The following is a 24,696-nucleotide window of genomic DNA, read 5'->3' as shown; positions in this document are numbered from 1 at the left end:
GCCGGAAGCAGCGCGCGTCGAGAGGCAACACGGGCGGATGCGATGTGTCCGCATCCCCCCATCGACCGCCCCGCTACTGCAGCAGGAAGCGCAGCAACGCGTCGTTGAAGGCGTACGGCGACTCCAGATTGCACAGGTGCCGGCCGTGCACCTGGGCATAACTGCCGCGTGGCGCCTGCGCGGCGATCGCCTGCAGGTCCTGCGGCGGGCACACCGGATCGTCGTGCCCGGCCAGCGCCAGCAGCGGCGTGTCGATCGCGCCCAGCGTTCCGCGAAAATCCGCCGCGGCCACGGCCGCGCAGCAAGCCATGTAGGCCTGCACATCGGTGCTCAGAAACGTCGCCATGATCGCCTCGACCGTCGCTGGCTGCTGGGCAGCGAAGGCCGGGGTGAACCAGCGCTCGCGGGTGCCGTCCAGCAGGCCCGCCAGTCCCTCCGCCTGCACCTGTGCGATGCGCGCCTGCCAACTGTCCTCGCTGCCGATCTTGGCCGCGGTCGCGCACACCGCCAGCGTGTGCAGGCGCTCGCCGGCATGCAGGCCCAGCCACTGTCCGGTCAGCCCGCCGATCGACAGTCCGCAGAAGTGCGTGCGTTCGATCGCCAGCGCGTCCAGCAAGGCCAGCACGTCGCCGCCCAGGTCCTCCACCCGGTACGGCCCCGGTGCCGCGCTCGAGGCGCCGTGGCCGCGGCGGTCGTAGCGCAGCACGCGGTAGTACGGCGCCAGCGCCTCGATCTGCGCGTCCCACATGTGCAGGTCGGTCCCCAGCGAGTTGCAGAAGGTCAGCCAGGGACGGCCTTCGCTGCCGTCGATCCGGTAATGCAGGCGGTGCGTGGGCAGGGCGAGGAAGGGCATGGTGGCGGTGTCGGCTGGGGAGGGAGGGCGTGGAACGGTGCCGCTCCCGAAGTCTAGCCTTCCGACGCGCTGCCGGCATGTGCCAATTGCGCATCGTCGGCTCCGCTCGCCGCTGCGTATGCCGAGCGCAGCGCGCGGGCCATGACGCAGCCCCGTCGTCTCCCGCTTGGCGGCGGTAACGGCGATGCCTGCGCCAGGCCCGCGCGCGCAGGGCTACTTGGTCCCCGCGTCCCAGTGCTCCTGGATCTTGCCGTTCTGGATGCGGTACATGTCGAACCAGGTCGTCGTGTAGGTCTTGGTCGCGTCCTTGGGATCGGGCAGCGTGCGCACCGACACCAGCGTCACGTAGTCGCCCTCGGCGAGGATCGCCACCAGCGGCAGTCGCACCCGCGGCTGGATCGGCTGCGGCTTGACGAAGGCGGTCAGGAACTCCAGGAACGCATCGCGGCCGTTGGCCACGGTCGGGTTGTGCTGGATGTAGTCCTTGGCCATGTACATCGGCGCGTATTCGGTGTGCCCGGCCTCGAACACGATGCGCCAGAAATCGTAGACCAGACGTTTGTTGGCCGTGGTGCGCCAATCCGATCCCTGCAGCAATTGCTGATGATTGGGATTGGCGGTGACCGCAGTCTGCGCGAACGCGGAAGCGGCAGGGAAAGCGATCAGCAGGGCGAGCAGATACGCATGCAGGCGGAGTTTCATGTCGTTCTCTCCAATCGGGGGAAGTGAATGCGTCGCAACGTCTTCCGCTTACCGAAACGTAAGTCTTCGATGCAGGAAGACGCGGACCGAGCCTAGCAGCGCGTGGCGCGCCGGCGCGGCGACCGCACACGAGAATTCGCCGAATTTTCGCGGCAATGTTTGGCTTTGCGCAGGCGGCCACAGTAACCAAAACACCCGAATTGGAAACATTCGCTCGCCGACCAACACGCGCAGCAATCGCGACGTCGCGACACGAACCAAAAAATAAATCGAAAAAGTGCTTGCGCAGCGAAAACAACGCGGGTAATGTGCGCGCCCATCAGCCGACACGCTCGGCCACACCGCAACGACGACCATGACCTTCCGCCCCTTCACCGCCAATCTGCCCAGCCTGCAGCGCGCATCGCGCGCAGCGGCGATGTGCGCGCTGCGCGGCAAGGCGCTGCGGCTGGATCACGCCCCCTGATCGACTGATATCCCCTACGGAGATCGGTCGCATCGATCTCCGAGGAACGCGAACGCCCTCGGACACCATGCCGGGGGCGTTTTGCTTTTCGCGTTCGCAAAACGTTGTTTTGTCGGTCCCGAACCCAGGCACCCGGGCATGGAAAGGCCCGGAAACAGGGAGGTTTCATTCGCCAGGCGCGCAAGCGCTGCGTCCAGGTGCCGGACGCGGGCGGCGGGAACGGGATCGACGCAGGAATTGCCGTCTTCAACGAGACGGCAATGGGAAACCGCACTGAATGGCCGCTAGCGGTACGGGATGCCATTCCCGTCCGGTGCGCGCGGCGCTGCCGCTTGCGTATGCCTGCGACCGGGATGGGCGGTTTCCACCAGACGTTAGCTCAGAGGTAGAGCAGTGGCTTGTCCACGTGTCGCCGGTTCGACTCCGGCACGTCGCTTTTGGATAGCTCAGTTTGGTAGAGCATCGGAAAAAGTAATCCGATAGTCGCGGGTTCGACTCCCGCTCCAAGACACCATGACCTTTCCACGTCATGTGCAATACCGGGCGCAAGCCCAGCAAGTCGCGCCGCGCGGGACACGTCGCGCGCATCGCCACCGGCGTTGCGCGAGGCGTGCACCGCAGCGCCGCTGCCGCCGCCGCGCCGCCCTGGACGTGCGCGCCTGCGCCGACGATCGCCTCGCAGTGCACCGCGAGGCCGATCCAGGCACAGGCCTCCGCACCGACAGCACCCGCTGGCCGCCGCAACGGCGTGTGCGCGGACTTGCACTTCTTCGTGGCGCTGCGCTGCCGATGGCATCCGCAACGCCGCATTCCCGCGCTCATCGGTCCGGCGCGGCGACCCCATCCACAGGACCGGACCACCAGAGCCCCCACAAGGAGAACGTGCCATGTTCTGGACCAAGCGAATCGTCATCGGCGACAGCGAGCGCGGGCTGATGTACCGCAACCGGCGTTTCGAGCGCGTGCTCGCGCCCGGCGTGCACCGGCTGTTCGACCCGGCGCGGCGCATCGAAGTGAAGACCTTCGATATCGCCGCGCCGGAATACGCCGGCCACGACCTCGACGTGTTGATCGCGCGCCTGGGCGCAGGCGTGCACGAGGTGTTCGTGCTGGCCGACCTGGGCAGCGACGAGGTCGGCCTGGTGTTCAAGCAGGGCAAGCTGGAGGACGTGTTGCCGCCGGGCACGCGCCGGCTGTACTGGCGCGGCCTGGTCGCGGTGGAGGTGGTGCGGTTGGCGCTGGACGAAAGCCTGGCGCTGCCGGCCGACGTCGCGCAGCGCTTGCGCCAGCTGGGCCTGCTGACGCGCGTCGCGGTGGCGCTGGATGTCCCGGCCGAGTCGGCGGGACTGGTGTTCGTCGACGGGCGCCTGCAGCAGACCTTGACGCCGGGCCACTACGCGTTCTGGAACTTCCGCAGGAACGTGGTGGCCGAGGTGGTCGAGCTGCGCATCCAGTCGGTGGAGGTCTCGGGGCAGGAGCTGTTGACCCGCGACAAGGTCAGCCTGCGCGTCAACCTGGCCGCGAGCATGCGCGTCGCCGACCCGGTCGCCGCGCGGACGCGGGTGGCCAAGTACGGCGACCAGTTGTATCGCGAGCTGCAGTACGGCCTGCGCCGCGCGGTCTCGGCCAAGACGCTGGACGAACTGCTTGGCGACAAGGCCTCGCTGGATGCGGACATCTTCGGCTACGTGCGCGAGCAGGTCGCCGGCTTCGGCATCGAGGTGCTGGGCGTCGGGGTCAAGGACGTGATCCTGCCCGGCGAGATGAAGGACATCCTCAACGCCGTGGTGCAGGCGGAGAAGTCGGCGCAGGCCAACGTGATCCGCCGGCGCGAGGAGGCCAGCGCCACGCGTTCGCTGCTCAACACCGCCAAGCTGATCGAGGACAACCCGGTGCTGATGCGGCTGAAGGAGCTGGAGGCGCTGGAGAAGGTCACCGAGAAGATCGACAAGCTCACCGTGTTCGGCGGCCTGGATGGCGTGCTGAAGCAACTGGTGACAATGAAGTAGGACCGCCATGTGCGGCGGACGGAACCGCCGCGCATGGCCTCGAAGGAATGACGACATGAGTATGCAGAACTACGAATTGCTGCACGCCGAAGGCAGCGCCACGCCGATCAAGGGCTGGGTGCGCGGCGTGCCGCTGGAAGCGCAGGCCCACGAGCAGTTGCGCAACATCGCCGCGATCCCGTTCGTCGGGCCGTGGGTGGCGGTGATGCCGGACGTGCACCTGGGCAAGGGCGCGACCGTGGGCTCGGTGATCCCGACCCGCGGCGCGATCATCCCGGCGGCGGTCGGCGTGGACATCGGCTGCGGCATGGCCGCGGTGCGCACCACGCTGCGCGCGGCCGACCTGCCCGACAACCTGGCGCAGCTGCGCTCCAGCATCGAGCGCAGCGTGCCGGTCGGCAACGGCCGCGGCGGCGAGCACCGTAAGCTGCCCGACAGCATCGCCACGCGCATCGCGCAGTCGGGGCTGGTGGATCGCCTGGAGACGATCAAGGCCAGGCACCGCCGGATCCGCACCGACAAGCTGGACTGCCAGATCGGCACGCTCGGCGGCGGCAACCACTTCATCGAAGTGTGCCTGGACGAGAGCGACGCGGTGTGGGTGATGCTGCACAGCGGTTCCCGCGGCACCGGCAACCTGATCGGCAGCTACTTCATCGAACAGGCGCGCGAGCAACTGGCGCACCGTGTGCTCGGCTTCCACCTGCCGGACAAGGATCTGGCCTTCTTCATGGAAGGCGAGCCGCTGTTCGACGACTACGTCGAGGCGGTGTCGTGGGCGCAGGATTACGCACGCGAGAACCGCGAGGCGATGATGGCGCGGGTGCTGGCGGAAATGCGTCACCGCTTGCCGAAGTTCCAGTTGGAGAAGCTGGCGGTGAACTGCCACCACAACTACGTGCAGAAGGAGACGCACGCCGGCGAGGAACTGCTGGTGACCCGCAAGGGCGCGGTCAGCGCGCGCGCCGGAGAGCTCGGCATCATTCCCGGCAGCATGGGCGCGAAGAGCTTCATCGTGCGCGGGCTGGGCAACGGTGACAGCTTCCACAGCTGCAGCCATGGCGCCGGCCGGGTGATGAGCCGGACCGCGGCGCGCCAGCAGATCACGCTGGCGCAGCACCGCGAAGCCACCGCGCACGTGGAATGCCGCAAGGATGCGGCGGTGATCGACGAGTCGCCGGCGGCGTACAAGTCGATCGACGCGGTGATGGCGGCGCAAAGCGACCTGGTGGAAGTGGTGCACACCCTGCGCCAGGTGCTGTGCGTGAAGGGCTGAGGCCGCGGCGATCGCGGCGACTGATGCCAGGGGCAGGCCGTCCGTTCGCGGACGGCCTTTTTCATGCCGCGATGACGGACGCCGGCTGGCTGTCTTCGGCGATCAGCGCGTGATGCAGGCCGATCCCGGCGAGCACGCCGTCGGCCGAGGCCAGGGTCGCGTTGCCGAACATGCGCGCCGCGTCGCCGGCCGCGTAGACGCGGGGCACGCTGGTCTGCTTCCTCTCGTCCACTTTCAGGAACGGGCTGAGCGGGCCTGCATCGAACCGGCAGCCCAGGCGTTCGGCCAACGGGCTGGCCATGCGCATCGGCACACCCAGGAACAGCGCCTCGATCGCCACGCGCGCGCCATCGTCCAGGCGCATGCCGTCGATCGCCGTGCCCTCGCCCTCCAGCGCGACCGCGCGCCGCGTTTCCAACCGCACGCCTCTCCTGTCCAGCCTGGCCAGCAGTTCGGCATCGTCCAGCGCCATGCCTTGCGCGAACAGCGTGACCTGCCCCCAGTCGGCCAGCAGCAGGGCCTGTTCCGCCGACAGGACGGTGCCGTTGCCGAGCACGCCGATGCGCGCCTGCCGGCCCAGTTCGTAACCGTGGCAGTAGGGGCAGTGCATGACCGTGCGGCCCCAACGCTCGGCCACGCCCGGCAGGTCCGGCAGGTCGTCGGCGACGCCGGTGGCCAGCACCAGGCCGCGCGCGCTGGCGCGGCGGCCGTCGGCCAGGGCCACCTCCCAGCCGCCCGGCAGCGGCGTCGCATCCTCGACCTGGCCGTCCCACCATGCGACGGTGGGATAGGCCAGCAGCTGCGCCCTGGCCTGCGCGAGCACGTCGCTGCCGGGCATGCCGTCGAGTGCGATCAAGCCATGCGAATGCGCGGCGTCGCGATTGCGCGGCAGGCCGGCGTCGACCACCAGCACCTGGCGATGCCCGCGCGCCAGCATCAGGGCGGCCGACAGGCCGGCGAAGCTGCCACCGACGACCACGGCGTCATGCTGCATGGGACGTCTCCTCCTTGCGGGCGCGTTGCACGCGCTGGCCGAGCTTGCGCAGGGTCAACGCCTGCAGTTGCGCGGCCAGGGCCGCCTGCGCCTGGCGATAGCCGTCGTCCAGCGCGTCGTTGACCGCGCGTTCGATCGCGCAATCCGGATGCGGGCCGCGTACGCCGTGCCCGAGCAGCAACGGCTCGCCCAGCGCGAGGTAGACGTCGTAGAGGCTGATCGCGTCGGGCGCGCGCGCCAGTTGCCAGCCGCCGCCATGGCCACGGCTGGAGTCGACCAGACCCGCCTGGCGCAACCGCGCCAACAGGCGGCGCACCACGACCGGGTGGCTCTGCAGACAGGCCGCCATCTGTTCGGACGTCATCGGCTCGGCGTGCTGCGCCATGTGCACCAGCAGGTGCAGCACGTCGGAAAGCTGCGTGTTTCGTTTCATGTAATCATGATAGTTACATTGATTGGAAATTGTCCAGTGGCGGCTGCCGGATGCGGTCGCTTCCCTACCGAAGACCCGCGAATGAACCGACACCCGTGCGTCGCGCCCTCTGCGCGCACGATGCGGAGAGGCGCCCGCTTACCGCGGGCGCAGCTGCTACGAACGGTTGTCGTGGTTCGCGTAGCCCTGCGCGGCAGCGCCATGAATGTTGGTTGGAGCAGGGCCGTGTCGAGCCGCCGGCTCCAAGCGCAATCGCAGCGCGCACGCGGCGCGGCTGGAGGTCGGCGCATGGCGGCCGGGAGCGTACAGATGCGTCGCACACCGCTTGAGATGCACGCGCTGCGTTCCACGCACGCGCACGGCGCGTTCGCAACGCGGCGGAGACGCACCCGCCGCGACGCCTCCGCCCCGCGAGGCGACCGGCATGCGATGCACGTAATTGTGCTGGCGTCGACGCAAACCACGCGGAACTATCCGCTAGGATCGGCCCGACAGGGGGTGGCCTCGCGAGGAGTCCTACCCATGCAGACCGTTTCCGCGCTCGCTCGTCCTGCCCGCACCCGTTCGGCCGTGAACCTGGATGCCGAAATGGCCTACTGGCAGCATGCCCATGCCAACGGCCGTCTCGGCCACCGCGATTTTTCCGATTACGCGCTGCTGCTGAAGATGGGCTACGAGGTCTATCTGGCCTATCCGCGCGCCAACGAGGCACAGCTGTACCGGGTGCTGCAGGAGTCCTATCACCAACTCGCGCCATCGCTGTCGGTGCCATGGGACGAAGCGCGCTGGCTGGTGCGCCATGCCTGGCATCATCTGGAGCACTCCGTCGACCATCATTGAGCGGGGCGGCGAACCGCACCTGCACCTGCGCGGCGACCACCGCGCGCCGCGCCGCTGCCGCGGCGTCGCGTCGGCCGATGCGCCGACGTGACGCCCAGTCTCAGCGCGACGGCGTCGCCTCGGACGTGCGCTCCTTGGCTTGCAGGTCGCCCTGGAACTCCCTGGAGCCCTGTCCGGGCGAGGTCGCCGCCTCGCCCTGCACATGCTTGAGGCTTTGCTTGCGACGTTCGACCACGTTCTTGGCCAGCGCCACGCGGCGCCCGACCACCATCTCGGTGAGCCAGTCGATCAGGTAGCGGGTGTATTCGGCCTGGTGTTCCTTCCGGGTCAGCGCGTGGTCGGCGCCCTGGATCGTTCGCGACGTCAGCGAGCGCGCATTGGAGAACGCCGCGGCATAGTTCTTCAGCACCTGCCCCGGCACGATCACGTCCTGCTCGGCCTCGACCAGCAGCACGTCGCCGCGGAAGCGTTGGCATGCGGCCAGCGCGACGTTGTCGGCCGGCGCCACCACGCTGCGCCGGTACGCCATCAGCTCCGGATCCCGGTTCAGTGCCACCTTCGGGCCGTCCCAGTGCGCGTCCTTGTAAAGCGCCGGCGACCGCAGCGCCAGCCACTCCACCGGCCGCTCCAGGGTCAGCAGCGTGGCAAGATAGCCGCCGTAGCTCAAGCCCACCACCGCGATCGATTCCGGGTCCACCTGCGGCGACGCCGCCAGGCGGTCGTAGGCGGCCTTGATGTCGTCCAGATTCTGCGCGCGGGTGACCGTTCCGCGCATCGAGGCCAGGCCTTCGTGGCCGCGCAGGTCGAAGGTCAGGCAGACGCAGCCCAGGCCCACCGCTTCGCGCGCACGCACCAGGTTGTGGTGCTGGTTGCCGCCCCAGCCATGCACGAACAGCACGCCGGGCAGGCCGTTGGTCGGGGTCAGCAGGGTGCCGCTCAAGGCGGCGCCGTCCACCGCGATGTCGATGCTGGAGAGTGTGGTTTCCATCGTCAGTCGTCCGCGTGCGCGTAGCGGTACTTGGTCAGCCGGCCCACGCGCGGATCCTCGCCGAGATAGTAGACCTCGCACTCGGCGGGCAACGCCAGCGCGCCGTAGCGCTCGACGCTGGCCGCGACCACCGCTTGCAGCGCCGGCTCGCGCTGGAACGCGTCCACCGCGGCCAGCTCCGCCGGCGTAGCCCCGCCGATTCGCCAGGACTGTTCGAGCACGCCGCACAGACGCGTGCCGTCCTCGGCCAGGCCCTCGATCACGTCGTAGTTGCGGCGCGACGCGTAGAAGCCGGGATAGGCCTGAGCGACGCAGCGGTCGTAGTGACATGCCTTGGCGATCGCCTCGCGCTGCGATGGCGGCAGCGTGCGCGCGAGCAGCGCCTCCAGGGTGCCGCGCATCACGAACAGCTGCGAGCCGCCGTAGGCTTCGCCGCCGCGGCCGTCGTCGGTGCTCGATTGTGTGCCGTAATAGGCGATGGTCATGCCGGCGCAGTCCACTTCGCCGACGCTGAAGGTGGTGGAGCGGTCCAGGTGACGCTCCAGTACCACGCCCTGTTGCGCCAGTTCCGCCGCCGGCACCGCGGCCACGGCGGCCTCGAGCGCCTGGGCATCGCGCAGCAGCAACTGCCCGTGTCCGCCGATGCCGCTGGGCAGTTTCAGGCGCACTTGGCCGTCGCCGCACAAGCGCGCATAGGCCACCAACGCGTCGGCCGCCGAAAACGCGGTGTAGCCGGGCAACGTCGCTTCGGCCAGCGCCGTGCCCAGCGTGTGCTGCCATCCCGCTGGCGCGGCCGCGTCGTCGGCGACCAGCGGATGGCTGATCGCCTTGGTCGCGACGAACGCGTGCGGAACCACGCCACCGAGCAGGTCTGCGGCAGAGCCTATGCCGAGGTGCTGCGCCTGCGCCGCGGTGAGCGTGTCGTCGGGGATGTAGAAGGCGCTGCCCGCCCTGCCCGGGTCGTGCAGCGGCAGGCGCATCAGCCGCGCCACTTCGGCGGCGATCCAGGCATGCGTCGCCGCCTCGTGCCCGTCCGGCGGATGCGCGCGGACGTTGCAGCGGCGAACATGCGCGTGTGCGGCGAACGGCGCCATGCGGGGGGCTCCATTCGAGGCCGACAGGAGGTCAAGCATGGATGGACCAGTACAGCAGCCCACCCATCGCCAGGACGAGCAACGCCGCCGCCACGCGCCACCCACGCGGCACGCTGGCACGCAACTGCGACCACCAGGCCGCGGCTTCCGAGGTGCCGACCGGAGGCGCGCTGGACCGGGGTGGCGGGCGCGATGGCGAGGCGGAATGGCGGGAGGGGGCGGCCATGCGTCCCAGGCTCTCCGCGACGGCGTTGGAAACGGGTGAACGCCGCGTGCCGGGCGCGTCAGTATGCGGCGCGCAGCGCAGCGGTGGCGTGGAGCAACGACGCGGGCACGCCCAGCCAGGGCGTTGTTTGCTTCGGACGCTACGTTACGCAGGCAAGGACGGCGCCAGCGCCTGCGCGTCGATGCGGTGCTTGCCGGCCAGCGACTGCATCCCCTGCCGCGTGGCCTGCACCGCACTGGCATAGCCGCTGCGCCACAGCTGCGCACGCACCTGGCGCGAGGAGGCGTCGGCCAGCGCCAGGGCGAACACCTGCACGCGCGGATCGGCCAGCATCGCGCGGTCCAGGAGCGGCTGTTCCAGCGCGATGACGTCCACCGGCGCCAGCCAGGCATCGGCGACCAGTTCGGCGATGCCGATCCGATGCGAAAGCTGATGCATGGCGCTCAGCGTCTCGTGCAGCAACTCCAGATACGCCCATTGCCACAGCGCCGCCTTGCGCTGCGGATCGACTTGGTCCAATGCGGACAGGGCATCGTCGACATGGTCGATGCGTAAGTCGTTCATTCGCCGGCGCTCCACGTCGCGCAATCCAATGGTCACATTCTGCGCGCAAATGGTGAGCGATGTGTGAGCCGCGGCCTGCCGCGCGACGGACGGCGCCCGCCGTGGCTCGGTTCCGCTATCTGCCAGGCGCGGCCCGCCATGGACGTGCGGAACCAGGGCTCACCGCGGCCGGTGTGACCCGGGGCTGGCCGCGGACGCACTTCGCCGCCGCGGCCAGCCCCGGGTCACGCCGTGGCATCGCCCCAGCGCGTTCCGTGCGGTGCGCGGCCGAGCGCGCCGGCATGCTGTGCGCGATGCAATGACGCCATGCCCACGCAGCATAACGGCATGATCCGCAACGGCGCCCGCCCGCCGGCCGTCATTCCATGCCGTCCTGCCGCGAGGAGTCCCGGATGCACGTGCACCCCTGGCTGTTGCCGCCACACGACTGGGTCCCCAACCATCCGTTCCTGCCGGTCCTGCTGTATCGCGCGGTGGAGCGCGCCGGCGACGCCGAGGCCTTCGAGCGCCGCTTCGCCGAGCATGGCTGGCCGCCGCAGTGGCGCGACGGTGTCTACGATTACCATCACTACCATTCCACCGCGCACGAAGTCCTGGGCGTCGCCCGCGGCACCGCGCGTCTGGTCCTCGGCGGCCCTGACGGCCCCGAAGCGGAGCTGGCGACCGGCGACGCCCTCCTGCTGCCGGCCGGCTCCGGCCACTGCTGCCTCAGGTCCAGCAGCGACTTCCTGGTCGTCGGCGCCTATCCCGCCGGGCAGGACTGGGACATCTGCCGGCAAGCGCCCAGCGCCGGGATGCTGGAGCGCATCGCACGGGTGCCATTCCCGGCCAGCGACCCGGTCGCCGGCGCGCATGGTCCGTTGCTCGACTACTGGAAGAGGCCTGCGTAATCCCCAGGAACACGCTTGCGGCACCACGCTGCCGTCCTCCCGGCATCCCTGGAGCAATCGCTTGAAAGGGCCGCTGGCAGCAGCAAGCGTTCGGCAAGGCGTTCGACGCGGATCCCAGGGCCACCGCCGGAGGAGATGACCAACATGCTCACCCGAGACGCGTTGGTCGCCGCGCCGGCCGGCGGTGCCGACGCCATGGAGAAACGTACCGACGCGATGCCCAACGACCTGGACCAGCGCATGGACGCGTGCGGCAAATCGCCGGACCACCGCCTGCCGATGCGCCGATGCGCCGCGTCAGGCGCTACGCGAACATCACGACGCGCCTGCCACAGGCGCATCCGCCGACGGAATGAAGTTGCTCACCGCCACAGCGCAGCCAGATGAAACCCGCTGGTGCCACACCACCGCCGATGCGCGAGTTCGAGCGTCGCAGGGAGCACAGGGAGACCGACGCGACGGCGCGGTCGTCCCTGATTCCTCGCCCCTGTCCCTGGCTGCCTAGCCTGCACTCATGCGCCGCTGGCTTGCCAGACCGTACCCGCCGGATCGAACTCGGCGGTGGCCAGGGCCGGCGCTCGCCAGCCGAAGCCGCAGACCACCAGCGGCCCTTCGCGCAGGGGGTCCATACCGAATGCCTGTTCGATATCCACCTCGTTGATCGCGGAGGTCACGAACGCGCCCCACTGCGCCTGTGTCGCGCATAGGTACAGCAACTGCGACAGATGCCCGACGTCCAGCAGCAAGGCACGGTACGCCTTGGGATGGTGGCGGTACTTCCAGTACATGCGCGCATAGCGCGGCGCCATCACCACCAACACCGGCGCGTCGGCGAACCAGTACTGGCCGGCCACCGCGGTCCGCGCCAACGCGTCCAATGCGATGTCCGGCGCCGGTAGCGGCTCCAAGGCGTGATCGACTGGATGGTAGTGATACAGGCCGGGGGCCAGGCCCTGGACACGTTGCACGATCAGGTAGGCCTCGGTGGCATGCAGCCCGCCACCGGAGGGAGCGTTCTTCTTCAGGAAGGCGGCCACGCCATCGGCGACCACCCTGGCGCGCGCCGAAAAGACACGCTGTATCAGCTGCGCGAACGCGGCCAGCGGCAGCGGCCGCGCGGTGTCGAAATTGCGGCAGGTGGCGCGCCGCGCCAGTAACGCATCGAAGTCGTCTTCCTGCTCGCGCGGCAGCGGCAGGCGCGCGGCAGGCGCGCAACGCTCCCCCACTTCCGCCGGCGGCGCGCCGAGCTTCTCGTACAGACCGGCAACCGTGGTCAACCCATTGGCCTCCATCGCCACGACGCTGTCGCTGCCTTGCCAGCGGCCGAGCCGGTGCATCAACGCCGCCGGACCCCACCAATACGCCGCGCGCATGGCGGCATCGCGTTCGGCGAAATCCGGCTGCGCCGCGTCGGCATCGCATAGCAGCAGGCCGATCCGGAGCAAACGCGCGCACGCGGCGGCGCAATCCGGCGGCAAGGCCTGCGCGTCGGTCCAGTCGCCGGCGCTGAGCAAGCCCAGCAGTTCGCGCTCCGGCGCATCCACTTCCACCTCGTGGTCCAGATGCGGCGCCAGGGCCACCCATTGGCGTTCGCGCACCAGACCACTGCCGCCGGCGAGCAGCGATGCCATGTCGAAGCGGCTGACCTCGCGCGGTTCGAGGAATAGATGGAAGCAACGGCGGACGCGCATGCAGGAAGACCGGCTCAATTGATAGGCGATTATGCCGATAGAGTGTGTGGATGCGAGTCACGCACCGCACCGTCCGTCCATCACCTTACTGAGAGATGACATCACCATGACTACCCCGCGCCACGATCCGTTGCCCGCCGACATCGCCGACCGCCTGCTGGAGTTGCTGAGCACCGACGACGCGTTCCGCGCCAGCTTCCAGGAAAATCCGGTCGCCGCCCTTGCCAGCCTCGGCTACACGCCGGCCGACCAGGCACTGGCCGCGGATCCGGCGCCGCCCAAGCCGGGCGCCCCGTTCTACTGCATGACCTCGCAGGAGCTGGCGTCGAAGGAAGAAATCGCCAAGGCGCGCAAGGAACTGGTTAGCCACCTGACGGTGGACGGCAACCATCACGTCGTCTTCTGCTTCGAAGCCGGCAAGGTCGCCTCGACCGTTTCTCTCAAGTAAGCCGGCATCGCGGCGCTCGGCCAGGCGGCGAACAGCACATCGAGTCGCCGCCGCGCATCCGCAGCCCTGTCCAGATCCGACAGGGCTTGCGCGGCCCAGCGATCGGCCATCCGCGTATCGGCGACATTCAAGGCCTGCAACGACTGCGACAGCGAGGCCTCGCCATAGGCCAGGCCGCGGTGCTGGCCGATCCAGTCCGCCTGCGCCAGCGCCTGGCGATGCTCGCCCGCGTCCTGCAAGGCGTGATACAGCGCGACCCGTGTCTGCAGCAAATCGTCATCGCGTGGAGCCAGCAGAGCCAACGCCTGCGCATGCTCGCCGCGCAGGCGGTGCTGCCCCGCCTGGACGATGCGCGCCAGCTTGCCCAGTGTCGGGACCGACGCACCGTCCACCCACGGGCCGACCACCTGCAGCGCGCGCGCGGACAACGCGTCGTCGCCAAGGCGCTGTGCCAGATAGGCGGCGGCGAGAATGAGCCCTGCACGATCGCTGGCATACGGCTCGCCAGGAAGCGCACGCGCCTGCCTTTGCAGTTGCGCGTTCTGCCATTGCCGCAGTCGCGGCAGCACCGTGCCGGAAGGTTCGGTCAGCGCCTGCACCGACAACTGCACGAAGCCGAACTGGGCCTGGGTGAACTCGTTGGCCGGGCCGCTGGCCTTGATCGCGGCGTCGAGCTCGGTGGCGACCTCGGTCCATTTGCCCTGGTCCACCATGAGCGCGACCAGGTCCAGGCGCGGCACCATGTCGTCGTCGGCATAGCCGCTCTTGGGAATGGCGCGGAGTCGCGCCTCGGCGCCTGCGTAATCGCCCTGCAGCGCCAGCACGTTGGCCAGGCGCCGGCCCGGCCCGCTTTTGTCCTGCAGCGCGATCTGGGTGAACTGCGCCTTGGCTTGCTCCAGCTTTCCCTGGACAAGGTAGATGCGGCCGATGTCGTCGATGGCGACCGACCGGTACGGATCCTGCGCGGTATCGGCGGCGATGGCGTGCGGCAATGCGTCGGCGAACCGATTGGCCTGGAACAGATGCCAGAACGCATTGCCATGGCCGGAGAAGCTGTCGGGATACAGACGCACCAGTTGCTGCCACCCACCCAATGCGGCGGGGCTGTCGCCGAGTTCCGCCGAATAGGCGTCGAGATAGAGCTGGTCGCGCGCCGGCAGGCGCGCCTTGTACGCCAGCGCCTTCTGCAAATACGGCAACGCCGCGGCGCGATCGGACGTCGCCATCAGCACGCGGGCGATGCCGACATAGGCCAAGGCGAACTGCGGATCGAGGTTGATCGCCACACGGAAATTCTGTTCGGCCTGCTTCCAGTTGGCGCTGCCCGTGGCCTCGAGGCCCAGTGCGTATGCGCGCAACGCATCAAGATTGGATGTCGTCACTTGCGGCAACGGCTTGGACGCCTGTTCGACCGACTGGATGGCTTCGCCGAGTTGGCGCCGCAGCTGGCCGCTGACCCCATCGACCGACGCCAGCACCGACTCCAGGCCGCGGCCGGTTTGCGTCTCGGTATACACCGTGGCCTGCGTGGCGGGGTCGACCACTTCCACGGTGACGCGGATGCGTCCGCCCACTTCGGCGACGGTCGGCAGGATCACCGCGCGCGCGCCGTCGCGCAGCGCGATCTCCGAGGCGAGCGCGCGGTCGATCTTGCTGTCCGGGCTGCGCTGCATCCGGCCCAGGGTGTCGCGCACCTTGAGGTCGCTGAGCAGATTGACGTAGCGCGATTGCTCCAGGCTGATCCGGAACGCCTGGTCGAGCGAGGCATCGAGGGTCGCATTGCCGGTGAGGTTGCGCAGATCGCCGACCACGATCCAGTCGCGCTCGGCGAACGCGATTGCCGGTTCCGAACGGCCGAAGAACAGCAGCGCCACCACCACCACCAAGGTCAGCATCGCCTCGGCCAGCAGCGCCGCCGGCCGCCGCCACAGCGGAATGTCGCGCCATGCCTTCGGCGTCGCTTTCGGCGCGCGCAGCGGGGTGTGGCCGATTTCGCCGACCTCGTAGATCTCCTGCGCGGTCGGCACGCCCTTGAAGCGCCAGCGGCCATGCGATTTCCACAACAGGCGCTCGCCGCGCTCGCCCAGTTCGCGCGCGGCGCGGTGGGTCAGCGACTCGGCCACCGCCGACAGCAGGATCTGCCCGGGCCGGGCCAGGGTCATCAGCCGCGCCGCGGTCGGCTTGGCCAGGCCCTCCACTTCCAGCGGCTTGGCCCCCACCTGCACCGCGGCATCGCTGTTGCGCCAGGTCAGCACCTCGCCCACGTGCAGGCCGGCGCGCACCTTCAGGTCGAGCTTGCGCTGCGCGCCCAGTTCGCGCAGGCCGCGGCTGTAGTCCAGGGCGAAGCCGAGGCCGTCGATCGGGCGCTCGAACAGCAGCAGCAGGCCGTCGGACCGGTCGATCAGGCGCCCGCGCCAGCGCTGCTGCAGTTCCAGCACCAGCGCGTCGTGCCGCTTGAACAGCTCGGCGGCGTTGGCGTCGCCGAGCCGCTCCACCAGCGCCATCGAATCGCACAGGTCGGTCAGCAGCAGGGTGCGCAGCTGCGGGACCTCGGGTTGCGGGGAGTGGGCGTCGTTCATGGGCGGCTCGCGGTGGCGCGCGTCAGTCGGGTGGGGAGGCGAGGTCGTGCCAGTAGAGACGGTTGCCGCCGAGGCGCTTGGCCTCGTACAGCGCGGCGTCGGCATTGGCGTACCAGTCGTTCCAGTCCGTCTGCGGATCGACCCGGCTGATGCCGATGCTGACCGGGCAGATGTGCGGCAGCGGATGCGGCACGCCCAGCAGGTTCTGCACGGTGGCGATCACGAACTCGCCGATTCGGCGCAGGTCTTCCACGTTGCCGGTCGCCACCAGCAGGCAGAACTCGTCGCCGCCAAGGCGGCAGGCGATGTCGTCCTGGCCGGCGACCGAGCGCAGGATGTTGGCGACGTTCTGCAGCACGCGATCGCCGACCAGATGGCCGTGCTCGTCGTTGATGTGCTTGAAGCGATCGCAGTCGATCAGCAGCAGGCCCGGCCCCGGCGAACGGCCGTCGCGCCGGCATTCCTGCAGGCGCAGGATCAGGCCGCGGCGATTGTGCAGGCCGGTCAGCTCGTCGGTGCGCACCAGCTCTTCGGTCTGGGTGAGCTGGTGGGTGGTGGCGTAGAGGTTGTCCAGCGCCGCTTCCAGATCGTGGTTGCGGCGGCGCAACTGGCGGATCAGGGTCTGCTCGTTCATCACCACGCGCATGATGGTCCGGCGCAGGAAGTAGGCGACCAGGCCCGGGTCGCGCTCCACCAGGCGCTGGAAATCGTCGTGGTCCAGTTCGACCAGCACGCCGTCGCTGGCGGCGATCGCATCGGCGCTGCGCATGTGGTTGCCGATCAACAAGCCCAGTTCGCCGAAGAACTCCCCATGCCCGAGATGCTTGACCACCAGGTCCTCGCCAAAATCCAGATCGATCACACCGCTACTGATCACGAACATGGCGCTGCCGCCATCGCCGCGACGGAACAGCACGTCGCCGGCGCGCACGCTGCGCGCGCGGCCGAACTCGGAAAACAGGCGCAACTCCGCCGCAGTCAGCACCGCCAGTTCGCTGGGTTTGGGAGCGCCTGGACCGACCGTCGGAATTTTCTCGCGTATGTTGGATGCGGCGCTGTCGCGGCTCATCCGGCCCCCAGTGGCTCCTGGCGCGTACGCCATCGTGAAGAAAGCATAGCATCCGGGCGCCACATTCGCGGTGCATCACAGCCGGTCTCGCGTATTCCGGAGAACGCATATCGGTGGGAATTGCGCGGTCGGCGGCCCGTCTCCCCGACGCGTCGCCGTGTTGTCGCACTTGGTAGACAAGCGCGCCTTGCGCGGCCGCCACCTCGGCCGTCGCGCATGCCTCGCGCACGGACAAAAAAAAGCCCGGGCGAACCCGGGCTCTCCCCTCCCTCGGGGACGGCGACAACGGCGGCCTGGCTGCAGGTCAGGCGGCCTTTTCGCCGTGGAACTGTTCCTCCTCCGTCGACCCCTTCAAGGCGGTGGTGGAGGACTGGCCCTGCTGGATCGCCTGGGTCACCGCATCGAAGTAGCCGGTGCCGACCTCGCGCTGATGCTTGACCGCGGTGAAGCCACGGTCGGCGGCGGCGAACTCGGCCTCCTGCAGTTCGACGAAGGCGCTCATCTGCCGGCGCGCATACCCGTGCGCCAGGTTGAACATCGAGTAGTTCAGCGCGTGGAAGCCGGCCAGGGTGATGAACTGGAACTTGTAGCCGTAGCTGGCGATCTCGCGCTGGAACTTGGCGATGGTGGCGTCGTCCAGGTTCTTCTTCCAGTTGAAGCTGGGCGAGCAGTTGTAGGCCAGCAGCTTGCCGGGGAACTTGGCGTGGATCGCCTCGGCGAACTTGCGCGCGAACTCCAGGTCCGGCTTGCCGGTCTCGCACCAGATCAGGTCGGCGTAGGGCGCGTAGGCCAGGCCGCGGCTGATCGCCTGGTCCAGGCCCTTGTTGGTGCGGAAGAAGCCTTCGACGGTGCGCTCGCCGGTGGTGAACGGGCGATCGTTGGGGTCGATGTCGCTGGTCACCAGGTCGGCGGCCTCGGCATCGGTGCGCGCCACCAGCAGGGTCGGCACGCCCATCACGTCGGCGGCCAGGCGCGCGGCGTTGAGCTTCTCGATCGCCTCGCGGGTCGGCACCAGCACCTTGCCACCCATGTGCCCGCACTTCTTCACCGAGGCCAACTGATCCTCGAAATGCACGCCGGCCGCGCCGGCCTCGATCATCGCCTTCATCAGCTCGAAGGCGTTGAGCACCCCGCCGAAGCCTGCCTCGGCGTCGGCCACGATCGGCTGCAGGAAATCGATCTCGTCCTTGCCTTCGGCGTGGTGCAGCTGGTCGGCGCGCAGCAGGGTGTTGTTGATGCGCTTGACCACCGCCGGCACCGAGTCGGCCGGGTACAGCGACTGGTCCGGGTACATCTGCCCGGCCAGGTTGGCGTCGGCGGCCACCTGCCAGCCGGACAGGTAGATGGCGTTGAGCCCGGCCTTGACCTGCTGCATCGCCTGGTTGCCGGTCAGCGCGCCCAGCGCGTTGACGAAGTCCTTCTCGTGCAGGTACCTCCACAGCTTCTCGGCACCGAGCCGGGCCAGCGAATGCTCCACGTGCACCGTGCCGCGCAGGCGCACCACGTCGGCGGCGGTGTAGTTGCGGGCGATCCCGGCCCAGCGCGGATCGGTGTCCCAGACGTGCTGGAGTTGTTCGGCGGTCTGCAACGTGGTGCTCATCTTGCGTTCTCCTCGGAATGGATGCAGCGATGAAACGGTGGAACGTCGTGTCGAAAGAAAGCCTGGAAATCGTCGGGCGCAGGCAAGCCGCTCTCACGACTCCCCAATCCCGGCTTCAGTCGATCATCTGGTAGGCAGGCAAGGTCAGGAATTCGGCCAGTTCGTCGCTGCGGGTCAGCCGGTCCAGCAACGCGATCGCATCGTCGAGGCGATTGCCGCCGGGCAGCAGCGCTCGCTCGCCCAGGCGCGCGGGCAACTGGCGCATGCAGGTGTCGAACAGCGCGAAGTCGATCGCGGTGCCGTCGTCCAGGTGCAGGCCGCCCACGTGCAGCCACTGCCACAACTGGCTGCGGCTGATCTCGGCGGTGGCGGCGTCCTCCATCAGGTGGTGGATCGGCACGCAGCCGTTGCCGTCCAGCCACGCCGCCAGGTAGCGCACGCACACTTCGATGTTGCCCTCGAAGCCGGCGCGGGTGATGGTGCCGGCGGACGGCGCGATCAGGGTGTCGCGGTCGGCCTGCACGTCCTCGCGCCGCACCGCGTGCTGGTTCGGCGTGCGCATGTGCTCGTCGAAGATGGCGCGGGCGATCGGGATCAGCGCCGGGTGCGCCACCCAGGTGCCGTCGTGGCCGGCGCTGACTTCGCGCAGCTTGTCCGCCCGCACCCGCGCCATCGCCTGCTCGTTGGCCGCCTCGTCGTGGCCGATCGGGATCTGCGCGGCCATGCCGCCCATCGCATGCGCGCCGCGGCGATGGCAGGTGCGGATCAGCAGTTCCGAATACGCCTTCAGGAACGGCTGGGTCATGGTCACCTGGCCGCGCTCGGGAAGCACCCGGTCCGGATGCCGGCGGAAGGTCTTCAGGTAGGAAAAGATGTAGTCCCAGCGCCCGCAGTTCAGGCCGACGATGCGCTCGCGCAGCGCATGCAGGATCTCGTCCATCTCGAACACCGCCGGCAGCGTCTCGATCAGCACGGTGACCTTGATCTGGCCCTGCGGCAGGCCCAGCATCGCCTCGATGTGCGACAGCGCGGCCTCCCACAGCGCGGCCTCCTCCATCGACTGCAGCTTGGGCAGGTACAGGTACGGGCCGCGGTCCTTGGCCTGCAGCGCGCGGCCGTTGTGGAAGGCGAACAGCGCCGCGTCGAACAGGCCGCCGGCCAGCGGCTGGCCATCGACCAGCACGTGCTTCTCGTCCAGGTGCCAGCCGCGCGGGCGCACGATCAGCACCGCCTGCTCATCAAAGGGCTTGAGCGCGTAGCGCTTGCCCGGGCTGCCGTCGCGCGCCGGCGGCGCGGTGAAGGTCAGGGTGCCGGCCACCGCCTCGGCCAGCGCGCGCTGCCCGGCGACCAGGTTGCGCCAGGTCGGCGCGGTCGAGTCCTCGAAGTCGGCCATGTACACCTTGGCGCCGGAGTTCAGCGCATTGATGACCATCTTCGGATCGGTCGGGCCGGTGATCTCGACGCGGCGGTCCTGCAGCGCGGCCGGCAGCGGCGCCACGCGCCAGTCGCCATCGCGGATCGCCTGGGTGTCGGCGCGGAAGTCCGGCAGGCCGCCGCCGTCGAAATAGGCCTGGCGCTCGCGCCGCGCCGCCAGCCGCGCCTGGCGCTCCGGCTCGATCGCGCGGTGCAGCGACACCAGCAGGGCCAGCGCCGCCGGCGGCAGCAGGGCGTCCTGGCCGGCCAGGGCGGCGGTCAGGGTGATGCCCGGGGTGGGCCGCTCGGGGGCGGCGGGAGTGGTGGCGAAGGCGGCGGCGGACATGGTGGGGTTCCTCGGTATTTCCGGGCCCCTACCGTGCTTCCGCAGCAACTATTTGACAATGCAGTTTTGTCAATGCATTAAATAAGCTTGCCTTATAGTTGTCACGCCATGCCTATGCGCGACGCCGCAACCCCTCGATTTCCTTACAAATCCGACCGGCTCAAGCCGCTGCGCGCGTTCTGCCAGACGGTGCGCCTGGGCTCGGTCTCACGGGCCGCCGAGGCGCTGTTCGTCAGCCAGCCGGCGGTGACCCTGCAGTTGCAGGCACTGGAGCGCGAACTGGGCGTGGTGCTGCTGGAGCGCAGCGGGCGGCGCCTGATCCCCAGCCGCGAAGGCCAGCTGCTGTACGAGATGGCGCAGCCGCTGGTGGAGAGCCTGGACCGGCTGGAGGCCGATTTCCGCGAGAAGGCGCGCGGACTGGACGCGGGCGAGCTGAACATCGCCGCCAACAGTTCCACCATCCTGTACCTGCTGCCGAAAATCGTGGAGAACTTCCGCGCCCGCCATCCCGAGGTGCGCCTGACCCTGCACAACGCGATCAGCGCCGACGGCACCGACCTGCTGCGCGAGGATGCGGTGGACCTGGCGGTGGGTTCGATGCTGGACGTGCCGGCCGACCTCAGCTACGCGCCGGTGTACCGCTTCGAGCAATTGCTGATCGCCCCGCGCGACCATCCGCTGGCGAGCAAGTCCAAGCTGACCCTGGACGACCTGTCGCCGTATCCGCTGATCCTGCCGCCCAAGCGCCAGGTGACCTACCGCCTGGTCGACCTGGTGTTCCAGCAGGCGCGCGTGCCGTACACGGTGGCGCTGGAAGTCGGCGGCTGGGAGGTCATCAAGCAGTACGTGGCGATGGGCATGGGCATCTCCATCGTCAGCTCGATCTGCGTCACCGACGCCGACCGCGCCAAGCTGGCCACGCGTTCGCTGGGCGACTACTTCCCCACCCGCAGCTACGGCGTGGTGGTGCGCAAGGGCAAGTACCTGTCGGCACAGGCGCGCGCCTTCATCGAACTGATCCAGCCGGACCTGTTCACCCCGCGCGGCTACGACGAGAGCGGGCCGTCGGAGCGCTGACCACGGCGGCGCCATCGGCGAAGGCAGCGGCACCTTCTGCTACCTTCACCGGCCGCCCGCCGTATCTCGACCGCACGTGTCCCTGCCCTCCCGCTACGCCGAACTCGACGCACCGCCGGCACTGCGCGACCGCCTGCGCTGCAGCTGGCGCTTCCGCCAGGGCGATGCCGATCCGTCGCCGACACAGGTGCTGCCCGACGGCTGCGTGGACCTGATCTGGGACGGGCGCGCGCTGTTCGTCGCCGGGCCCGACCGCCGCGCTAGCGACGCGACGCTGGCGCCGGGCAGCGTGTTGACAGGCGTGCGCCTGGCCGCTGGTGCGGGCACGGGCCTGCTGGGCGTGCCGCTGCACGCCATCGCCGACCAACGCATCGCGCTGGAGGCGCTGTGGGATGGCCGCGGCCGCGACTGGCAGGCGCGCCTGGAGGACGGCGCCGAGCCGCTGGCGGTGCTGCATGCGCTGTGCGCCAGCCGTCCGCTCGCCACCGACGCGGCGATGGCCTGGGTCTTCGCGCGACTGGCTGGCGACGATGCGCCACGCCTGGCCGACCTGCTGCGCGACCTGGGCATCAGCGAGCGCGCGCTGCGACGCCGCTGCCAGGACGCGTTCGGCTACGGCGCCAAGACCCTCCAGCGCATCCTGCGCCTGCAACGCTTCCTGCGCCTGGCCACCGACCATCCCACGCTGACCGCCGCCGCCCTGCACGCCGGCTACGGCGACGCCCCGCATCTGGTCCGCGACAGCCGCCAGCTGACCGGCCTCAGCCCGCGCGAGTTGGTGCGGCGGCACGCGCGCTGACAGGGTCCGCGAACGACGAAAAGCACGCTGTAGAGCGGCTTCAGCCGCGACGGGCGCTATCGGGAACGCGTCGCGGCTGAAGCCGCTCCTACAGGCACGTGCCTCTGAAATTGCTTCGAAACGGGCGCCACGGGCCGCAGATTGGGGATTAGGGATTCGCAAGAGCAAAAGCCTCTCCGCCACGGCTCCCCTCTTTTACGACTCCCCAATCCCGAATCCCGAATTCCCAGCCTGCTACCGTGCCGCCAGACACGATGACCCGAGTGCCACATGGCCAGAGATGCAGGCTTGGAACACATGCTGCGCGACGCGCTTGGCGCGCGGCCGGATCTGACCGAGAAGCCGATGTTCGGTGGCTGGGTCTGGCTGCTGCACGGCCATCTGCTGTGCGGCGCGCGCGAGGATGGCGTGCTGGTGCGGCTCGGCAAAGGCAACGACGCGTGGGCGTTGGCACTGCCCGGGATCGAGCCGATGCGCTCGCGCAGCCGGGCGATGGCCGGCCGGATTCGCGTGGCTCCGGAAACCTTCGCCGATGACGCGCTCGCCGCGCGCCTGCTGCGCGAGGCCATCGCGTTCGTCCAGACGCTGCTGCCGAAATGAATCCGGCGCGGTGCGTTCGCACGCAGCGCGATCAGCGCCCGCGCAGCCTGGCACGGCGCAGGCGCGCGCAAGGATCGGCAACGTGACACGGTTCAGGGTGCGGCGACGATGGTGCCCTGCGCCACTGCGCACAGACGTTCGCTGTCTTCCTCGACCGAGACGATATCGCAGCGGCACACCGCCTGGCGCTTGCCCTGCCCGAGCGTCTGCGCGCGGGCGATGAGCCGGGTGCCGCGTGCCGGACGCAGGTAGTTGATCTTGAACTCGGCGGTCAGCGCATCGCCTTCCAGCGCCAGCCCGCCGGCGAACGTCAGCGCATTGTCGGCGAGGTAGCTCAGCACGCCGCCATGCGCGAAGCCGTGCTGCTGGCGCAGTTCGTCGCGCATGTCGATCACGATCTCGACCTGTCCCTCGCTGATCGCGCCCAGCCGCGCGCCAAGCAGGCGACTGAAGGCTTGTGCATCGAAGATCCGACGCGCCAGTGCCTGGATGTCCATGCCATTGCTCCCTCGTTGCGCGACACCGCCGCACATCCATCATCGCCGGGATCGCCCGGGCATGTCGCGCGGCGACGCAATGGCCGTTTTCGCCAAGCCGGCGCCATCCGCGCGATGGATACTGTCGGCTCTTCCCCAGGAGCCGCCCATGTCCCGCGCCGAGCAACAGCACCGCATCGACTATCTGGAATTCGCCGTCGCCTCGATCGCCGCGGCCAAGGCCTTCTACGGCCAGGCCTTCGACTGGAGCTTCCAGGACTACGGACCGGACTACTGCGAGTTCCGCGACGGCCGCCTCAGCGGCGGCTTCTTCCACGGCACCGCGCAGCCCGGCGGCGCGCTGGTGGTGCTGTACTCCAACGACCTGGCCGACACCCAGGCGCGCATCGAGGCGGCCGGCGGCCGCATCGTGCGGCCGCTGTTCGCCTTCCCCGGCGGGCGCCGTTTCCATTTCGCCGATCCCGACGGCTACGAACTGGCGGTGTGGTCGGAAGTCTGACCCGCGCCTGGCGGCGGACGCCCCGCGCGGCTGCGCACCGGCATCGCCGCGCGCGCGTAGCGCTCAGCCGCGCGCGTAGCGCTGCAGGAACATCTCCACCGCCGACTCCGCCACCTGCGCCTGCTGCGCGGCGCTCAGCGGCAGCTGGCCCATCGCGATCTGCGGCCAGAACGCGAAGCCCTTGACCAGCGCCTCCAGCTGCTGCGCCGCGAACGCCGGGTCCAGCGGCTGCAGGCGGCCATCGTCCAGCGCCGCGCGGATCCACAGCGTGGCGCCCTCTTCCTTGCTGCCCAGTTGCGCGATCAGTTCGCGGGCGCGCTCGGGCGAGTGCACGCCGCGCGCGATCGCCACGCGCGAGAGGTCGATGAAGTCGGGGTCGTCGAGCAGCCGCAGTTTCTGCTGCAGCAACTGCAGCAACTGGTCGCGCAGCGGTCGATCCGGCCGATACGGCACGCTGAGCATGTCCGCGCTGCGCTGCCACAGCCGCTGCAGGATCTCGGCGAACAAGGCGTCCTTGCTCGGGAAGTGGTTGTAGACGGTGCGCTTGGACACGCCGGCGCTGGCGGCGATGCGGTCCATGCTGGTGGCGTCGAAGCCCTGGCTGCGGAACTCGGCGATCGCCGCCTCCAGGATGGCCTGGCGCTTGCGCTCGGTCAGGCGCGCCGGGCGCGGCGCGGGGGCGGATGAACTGGGCATGCGGGCATTTTACACCGGGCGGTTTACTTTCCAGAAAAGGAAACTAC

Annotated in this window: 23 protein-coding genes and 1 tRNA gene; 10 read left to right on the top strand and 14 right to left on the bottom strand. The window is 69.3% G+C overall.

Going from position 1 to position 24,696, the window contains the following annotated elements:
* Positions 1-73: 73 nt before the first annotated feature.
* Positions 74-853: a 3-oxoadipate enol-lactonase gene (pcaD, locus tag AB3X07_RS01775; protein ID WP_369942208.1), complete on the bottom strand. Its 780-nt coding sequence runs from the start codon at positions 851-853 to the stop codon at positions 74-76.
* 213 nt (positions 854-1,066) lie between these two features.
* On the bottom strand, positions 1,067-1,555 hold the full coding sequence (locus AB3X07_RS01770) for a nuclear transport factor 2 family protein (protein WP_369942207.1): 489 nt from the start codon (positions 1,553-1,555) through the stop codon (positions 1,067-1,069).
* A 901-nt stretch (positions 1,556-2,456) separates the two neighbouring features.
* Here AB3X07_RS01770 and AB3X07_RS01765 point away from each other — a divergent pair.
* The 3 genes from AB3X07_RS01765 to AB3X07_RS01755 all read left to right on the top strand — a co-directional run bounded on the left by AB3X07_RS01765 (position 2,457) and on the right by AB3X07_RS01755 (position 5,306).
* Positions 2,457-2,531 (top strand) — tRNA-Thr (locus tag AB3X07_RS01765).
* 377 nt (positions 2,532-2,908) lie between these two features.
* On the top strand, positions 2,909-4,030 hold the full coding sequence (locus AB3X07_RS01760; RefSeq protein WP_369942206.1) for a slipin family protein: 1,122 nt from the start codon (positions 2,909-2,911) through the stop codon (positions 4,028-4,030).
* A gap of 55 nt (positions 4,031-4,085) precedes the next feature.
* The gene (locus AB3X07_RS01755; protein ID WP_369942205.1) at positions 4,086-5,306 is read left to right on the top strand and encodes an RtcB family protein; all 1,221 of its coding nucleotides are present in this window, start codon (positions 4,086-4,088) and stop codon (positions 5,304-5,306) included.
* A 61-nt stretch (positions 5,307-5,367) separates the two neighbouring features.
* Here AB3X07_RS01755 and AB3X07_RS01750 read toward each other — a convergent pair whose 3' ends face one another.
* Both AB3X07_RS01750 and AB3X07_RS01745 read right to left on the bottom strand, forming a co-directional pair.
* Entirely contained in the window at positions 5,368-6,300 is a 933-nt protein-coding gene (locus tag AB3X07_RS01750; protein ID WP_369942204.1) for an NAD(P)/FAD-dependent oxidoreductase, read from the bottom strand.
* Positions 6,290-6,733 (bottom strand): Rrf2 family transcriptional regulator, encoded by a 444-nt coding sequence (locus tag AB3X07_RS01745; protein WP_369942203.1) that lies wholly within the window; start codon positions 6,731-6,733, stop codon positions 6,290-6,292. The genes AB3X07_RS01750 and AB3X07_RS01745 overlap by 11 nt, the downstream gene beginning before the upstream one ends.
* A gap of 522 nt (positions 6,734-7,255) precedes the next feature.
* Between AB3X07_RS01745 and AB3X07_RS01740 the strand changes: the two genes are divergently transcribed.
* Complete coding sequence (locus AB3X07_RS01740; RefSeq protein WP_369942201.1) at positions 7,256-7,573, top strand: hypothetical protein; 318 nt, start codon at positions 7,256-7,258, stop codon at positions 7,571-7,573.
* Positions 7,574-7,673: 100 nt separating this feature from the next.
* Here the strand turns inward: AB3X07_RS01740 and AB3X07_RS01735 are convergent, their stop codons facing one another.
* The 3 genes from AB3X07_RS01735 to AB3X07_RS01725 form a co-directional block, all read right to left on the bottom strand.
* Positions 7,674-8,561 (bottom strand): alpha/beta hydrolase family protein, encoded by an 888-nt coding sequence (locus AB3X07_RS01735; protein ID WP_369942199.1) that lies wholly within the window; start codon positions 8,559-8,561, stop codon positions 7,674-7,676.
* Between the two features lie 2 nt (positions 8,562-8,563).
* Entirely contained in the window at positions 8,564-9,655 is a 1,092-nt protein-coding gene (locus AB3X07_RS01730; RefSeq protein ID WP_369942198.1) for a DUF3182 family protein, read from the bottom strand.
* 370 nt (positions 9,656-10,025) lie between these two features.
* Entirely contained in the window at positions 10,026-10,445 is a 420-nt protein-coding gene (locus AB3X07_RS01725; RefSeq protein WP_369942196.1) for a hypothetical protein, read from the bottom strand.
* Between the two features lie 392 nt (positions 10,446-10,837).
* On the opposite strand from AB3X07_RS01725, the gene AB3X07_RS01720 reads away from it, so the two are divergent.
* Positions 10,838-11,335, top strand: a complete 498-nt coding sequence (locus AB3X07_RS01720; protein ID WP_369942194.1) for a cupin — start codon at positions 10,838-10,840, stop codon at positions 11,333-11,335.
* A gap of 512 nt (positions 11,336-11,847) precedes the next feature.
* Here the strand turns inward: AB3X07_RS01720 and AB3X07_RS01715 are convergent.
* Positions 11,848-13,026, bottom strand: a complete 1,179-nt coding sequence (locus AB3X07_RS01715) for a putative peptide maturation dehydrogenase (protein WP_369942192.1) — start codon at positions 13,024-13,026, stop codon at positions 11,848-11,850.
* Positions 13,027-13,132: 106 nt separating this feature from the next.
* On the opposite strand from AB3X07_RS01715, the gene AB3X07_RS01710 reads away from it, so the two are divergent.
* Positions 13,133-13,474 (top strand): NHLP-related RiPP peptide, encoded by a 342-nt coding sequence (locus AB3X07_RS01710; protein ID WP_369942190.1) that lies wholly within the window; start codon positions 13,133-13,135, stop codon positions 13,472-13,474.
* On the opposite strand, the gene AB3X07_RS01705 is transcribed toward AB3X07_RS01710, so the two are convergent.
* From AB3X07_RS01705 to aceB, 4 genes are all read right to left on the bottom strand, one after another.
* Positions 13,417-16,053, bottom strand: a complete 2,637-nt coding sequence (locus AB3X07_RS01705; protein ID WP_369942188.1) for a putative peptide modification system cyclase — start codon at positions 16,051-16,053, stop codon at positions 13,417-13,419. The genes AB3X07_RS01710 and AB3X07_RS01705 overlap by 58 nt on opposite strands.
* 22 nt (positions 16,054-16,075) lie before the next feature.
* Complete coding sequence (locus AB3X07_RS01700) at positions 16,076-17,122, bottom strand: sensor domain-containing diguanylate cyclase (RefSeq protein ID WP_369942186.1); 1,047 nt, start codon at positions 17,120-17,122, stop codon at positions 16,076-16,078.
* A gap of 304 nt (positions 17,123-17,426) precedes the next feature.
* The gene (gene aceA, locus AB3X07_RS01695) at positions 17,427-18,722 is read right to left on the bottom strand and encodes an isocitrate lyase (RefSeq protein ID WP_369942184.1); all 1,296 of its coding nucleotides are present in this window, start codon (positions 18,720-18,722) and stop codon (positions 17,427-17,429) included.
* 115 nt (positions 18,723-18,837) lie between these two features.
* Positions 18,838-20,481 (bottom strand): malate synthase A, encoded by a 1,644-nt coding sequence (aceB, locus tag AB3X07_RS01690; RefSeq protein WP_369942182.1) that lies wholly within the window; start codon positions 20,479-20,481, stop codon positions 18,838-18,840.
* 108 nt (positions 20,482-20,589) lie between these two features.
* Between aceB and AB3X07_RS01685 the strand changes: the two genes are divergently transcribed.
* From AB3X07_RS01685 to AB3X07_RS01675, 3 genes are all read left to right on the top strand, one after another.
* Entirely contained in the window at positions 20,590-21,558 is a 969-nt protein-coding gene (locus tag AB3X07_RS01685; protein WP_369942180.1) for a LysR family transcriptional regulator, read from the top strand.
* Positions 21,559-21,634: 76 nt separating this feature from the next.
* Complete coding sequence (locus AB3X07_RS01680; RefSeq protein ID WP_369942178.1) at positions 21,635-22,357, top strand: helix-turn-helix domain-containing protein; 723 nt, start codon at positions 21,635-21,637, stop codon at positions 22,355-22,357.
* A gap of 297 nt (positions 22,358-22,654) precedes the next feature.
* The gene (locus AB3X07_RS01675) at positions 22,655-22,957 is read left to right on the top strand and encodes a TfoX/Sxy family protein (protein ID WP_369944620.1); all 303 of its coding nucleotides are present in this window, start codon (positions 22,655-22,657) and stop codon (positions 22,955-22,957) included.
* 92 nt (positions 22,958-23,049) lie between these two features.
* On the opposite strand, the gene AB3X07_RS01670 is transcribed toward AB3X07_RS01675, so the two are convergent.
* Complete coding sequence (locus tag AB3X07_RS01670) at positions 23,050-23,454, bottom strand: PaaI family thioesterase (RefSeq protein ID WP_369942177.1); 405 nt, start codon at positions 23,452-23,454, stop codon at positions 23,050-23,052.
* A gap of 148 nt (positions 23,455-23,602) precedes the next feature.
* On the opposite strand from AB3X07_RS01670, the gene AB3X07_RS01665 reads away from it, so the two are divergent.
* Positions 23,603-23,953, top strand: a complete 351-nt coding sequence (locus AB3X07_RS01665; RefSeq protein ID WP_369942175.1) for a VOC family protein — start codon at positions 23,603-23,605, stop codon at positions 23,951-23,953.
* Positions 23,954-24,016: 63 nt separating this feature from the next.
* Here the strand turns inward: AB3X07_RS01665 and AB3X07_RS01660 are convergent, their stop codons facing one another.
* On the bottom strand, positions 24,017-24,649 hold the full coding sequence (locus AB3X07_RS01660) for a TetR/AcrR family transcriptional regulator (RefSeq protein WP_369942173.1): 633 nt from the start codon (positions 24,647-24,649) through the stop codon (positions 24,017-24,019).
* Positions 24,650-24,696 lie beyond the last annotated feature (47 nt).

The sequence above is a fragment of the Xanthomonas sp. DAR 35659 genome, assembly GCF_041242975.1.
Taxonomy (GTDB): domain Bacteria; phylum Pseudomonadota; class Gammaproteobacteria; order Xanthomonadales; family Xanthomonadaceae; genus Xanthomonas_A; species Xanthomonas_A medicagonis.
The sequence above is the reverse complement of the archived record's forward strand: the minus strand, read 5'-3'. Positions and strand labels throughout refer to the sequence as shown.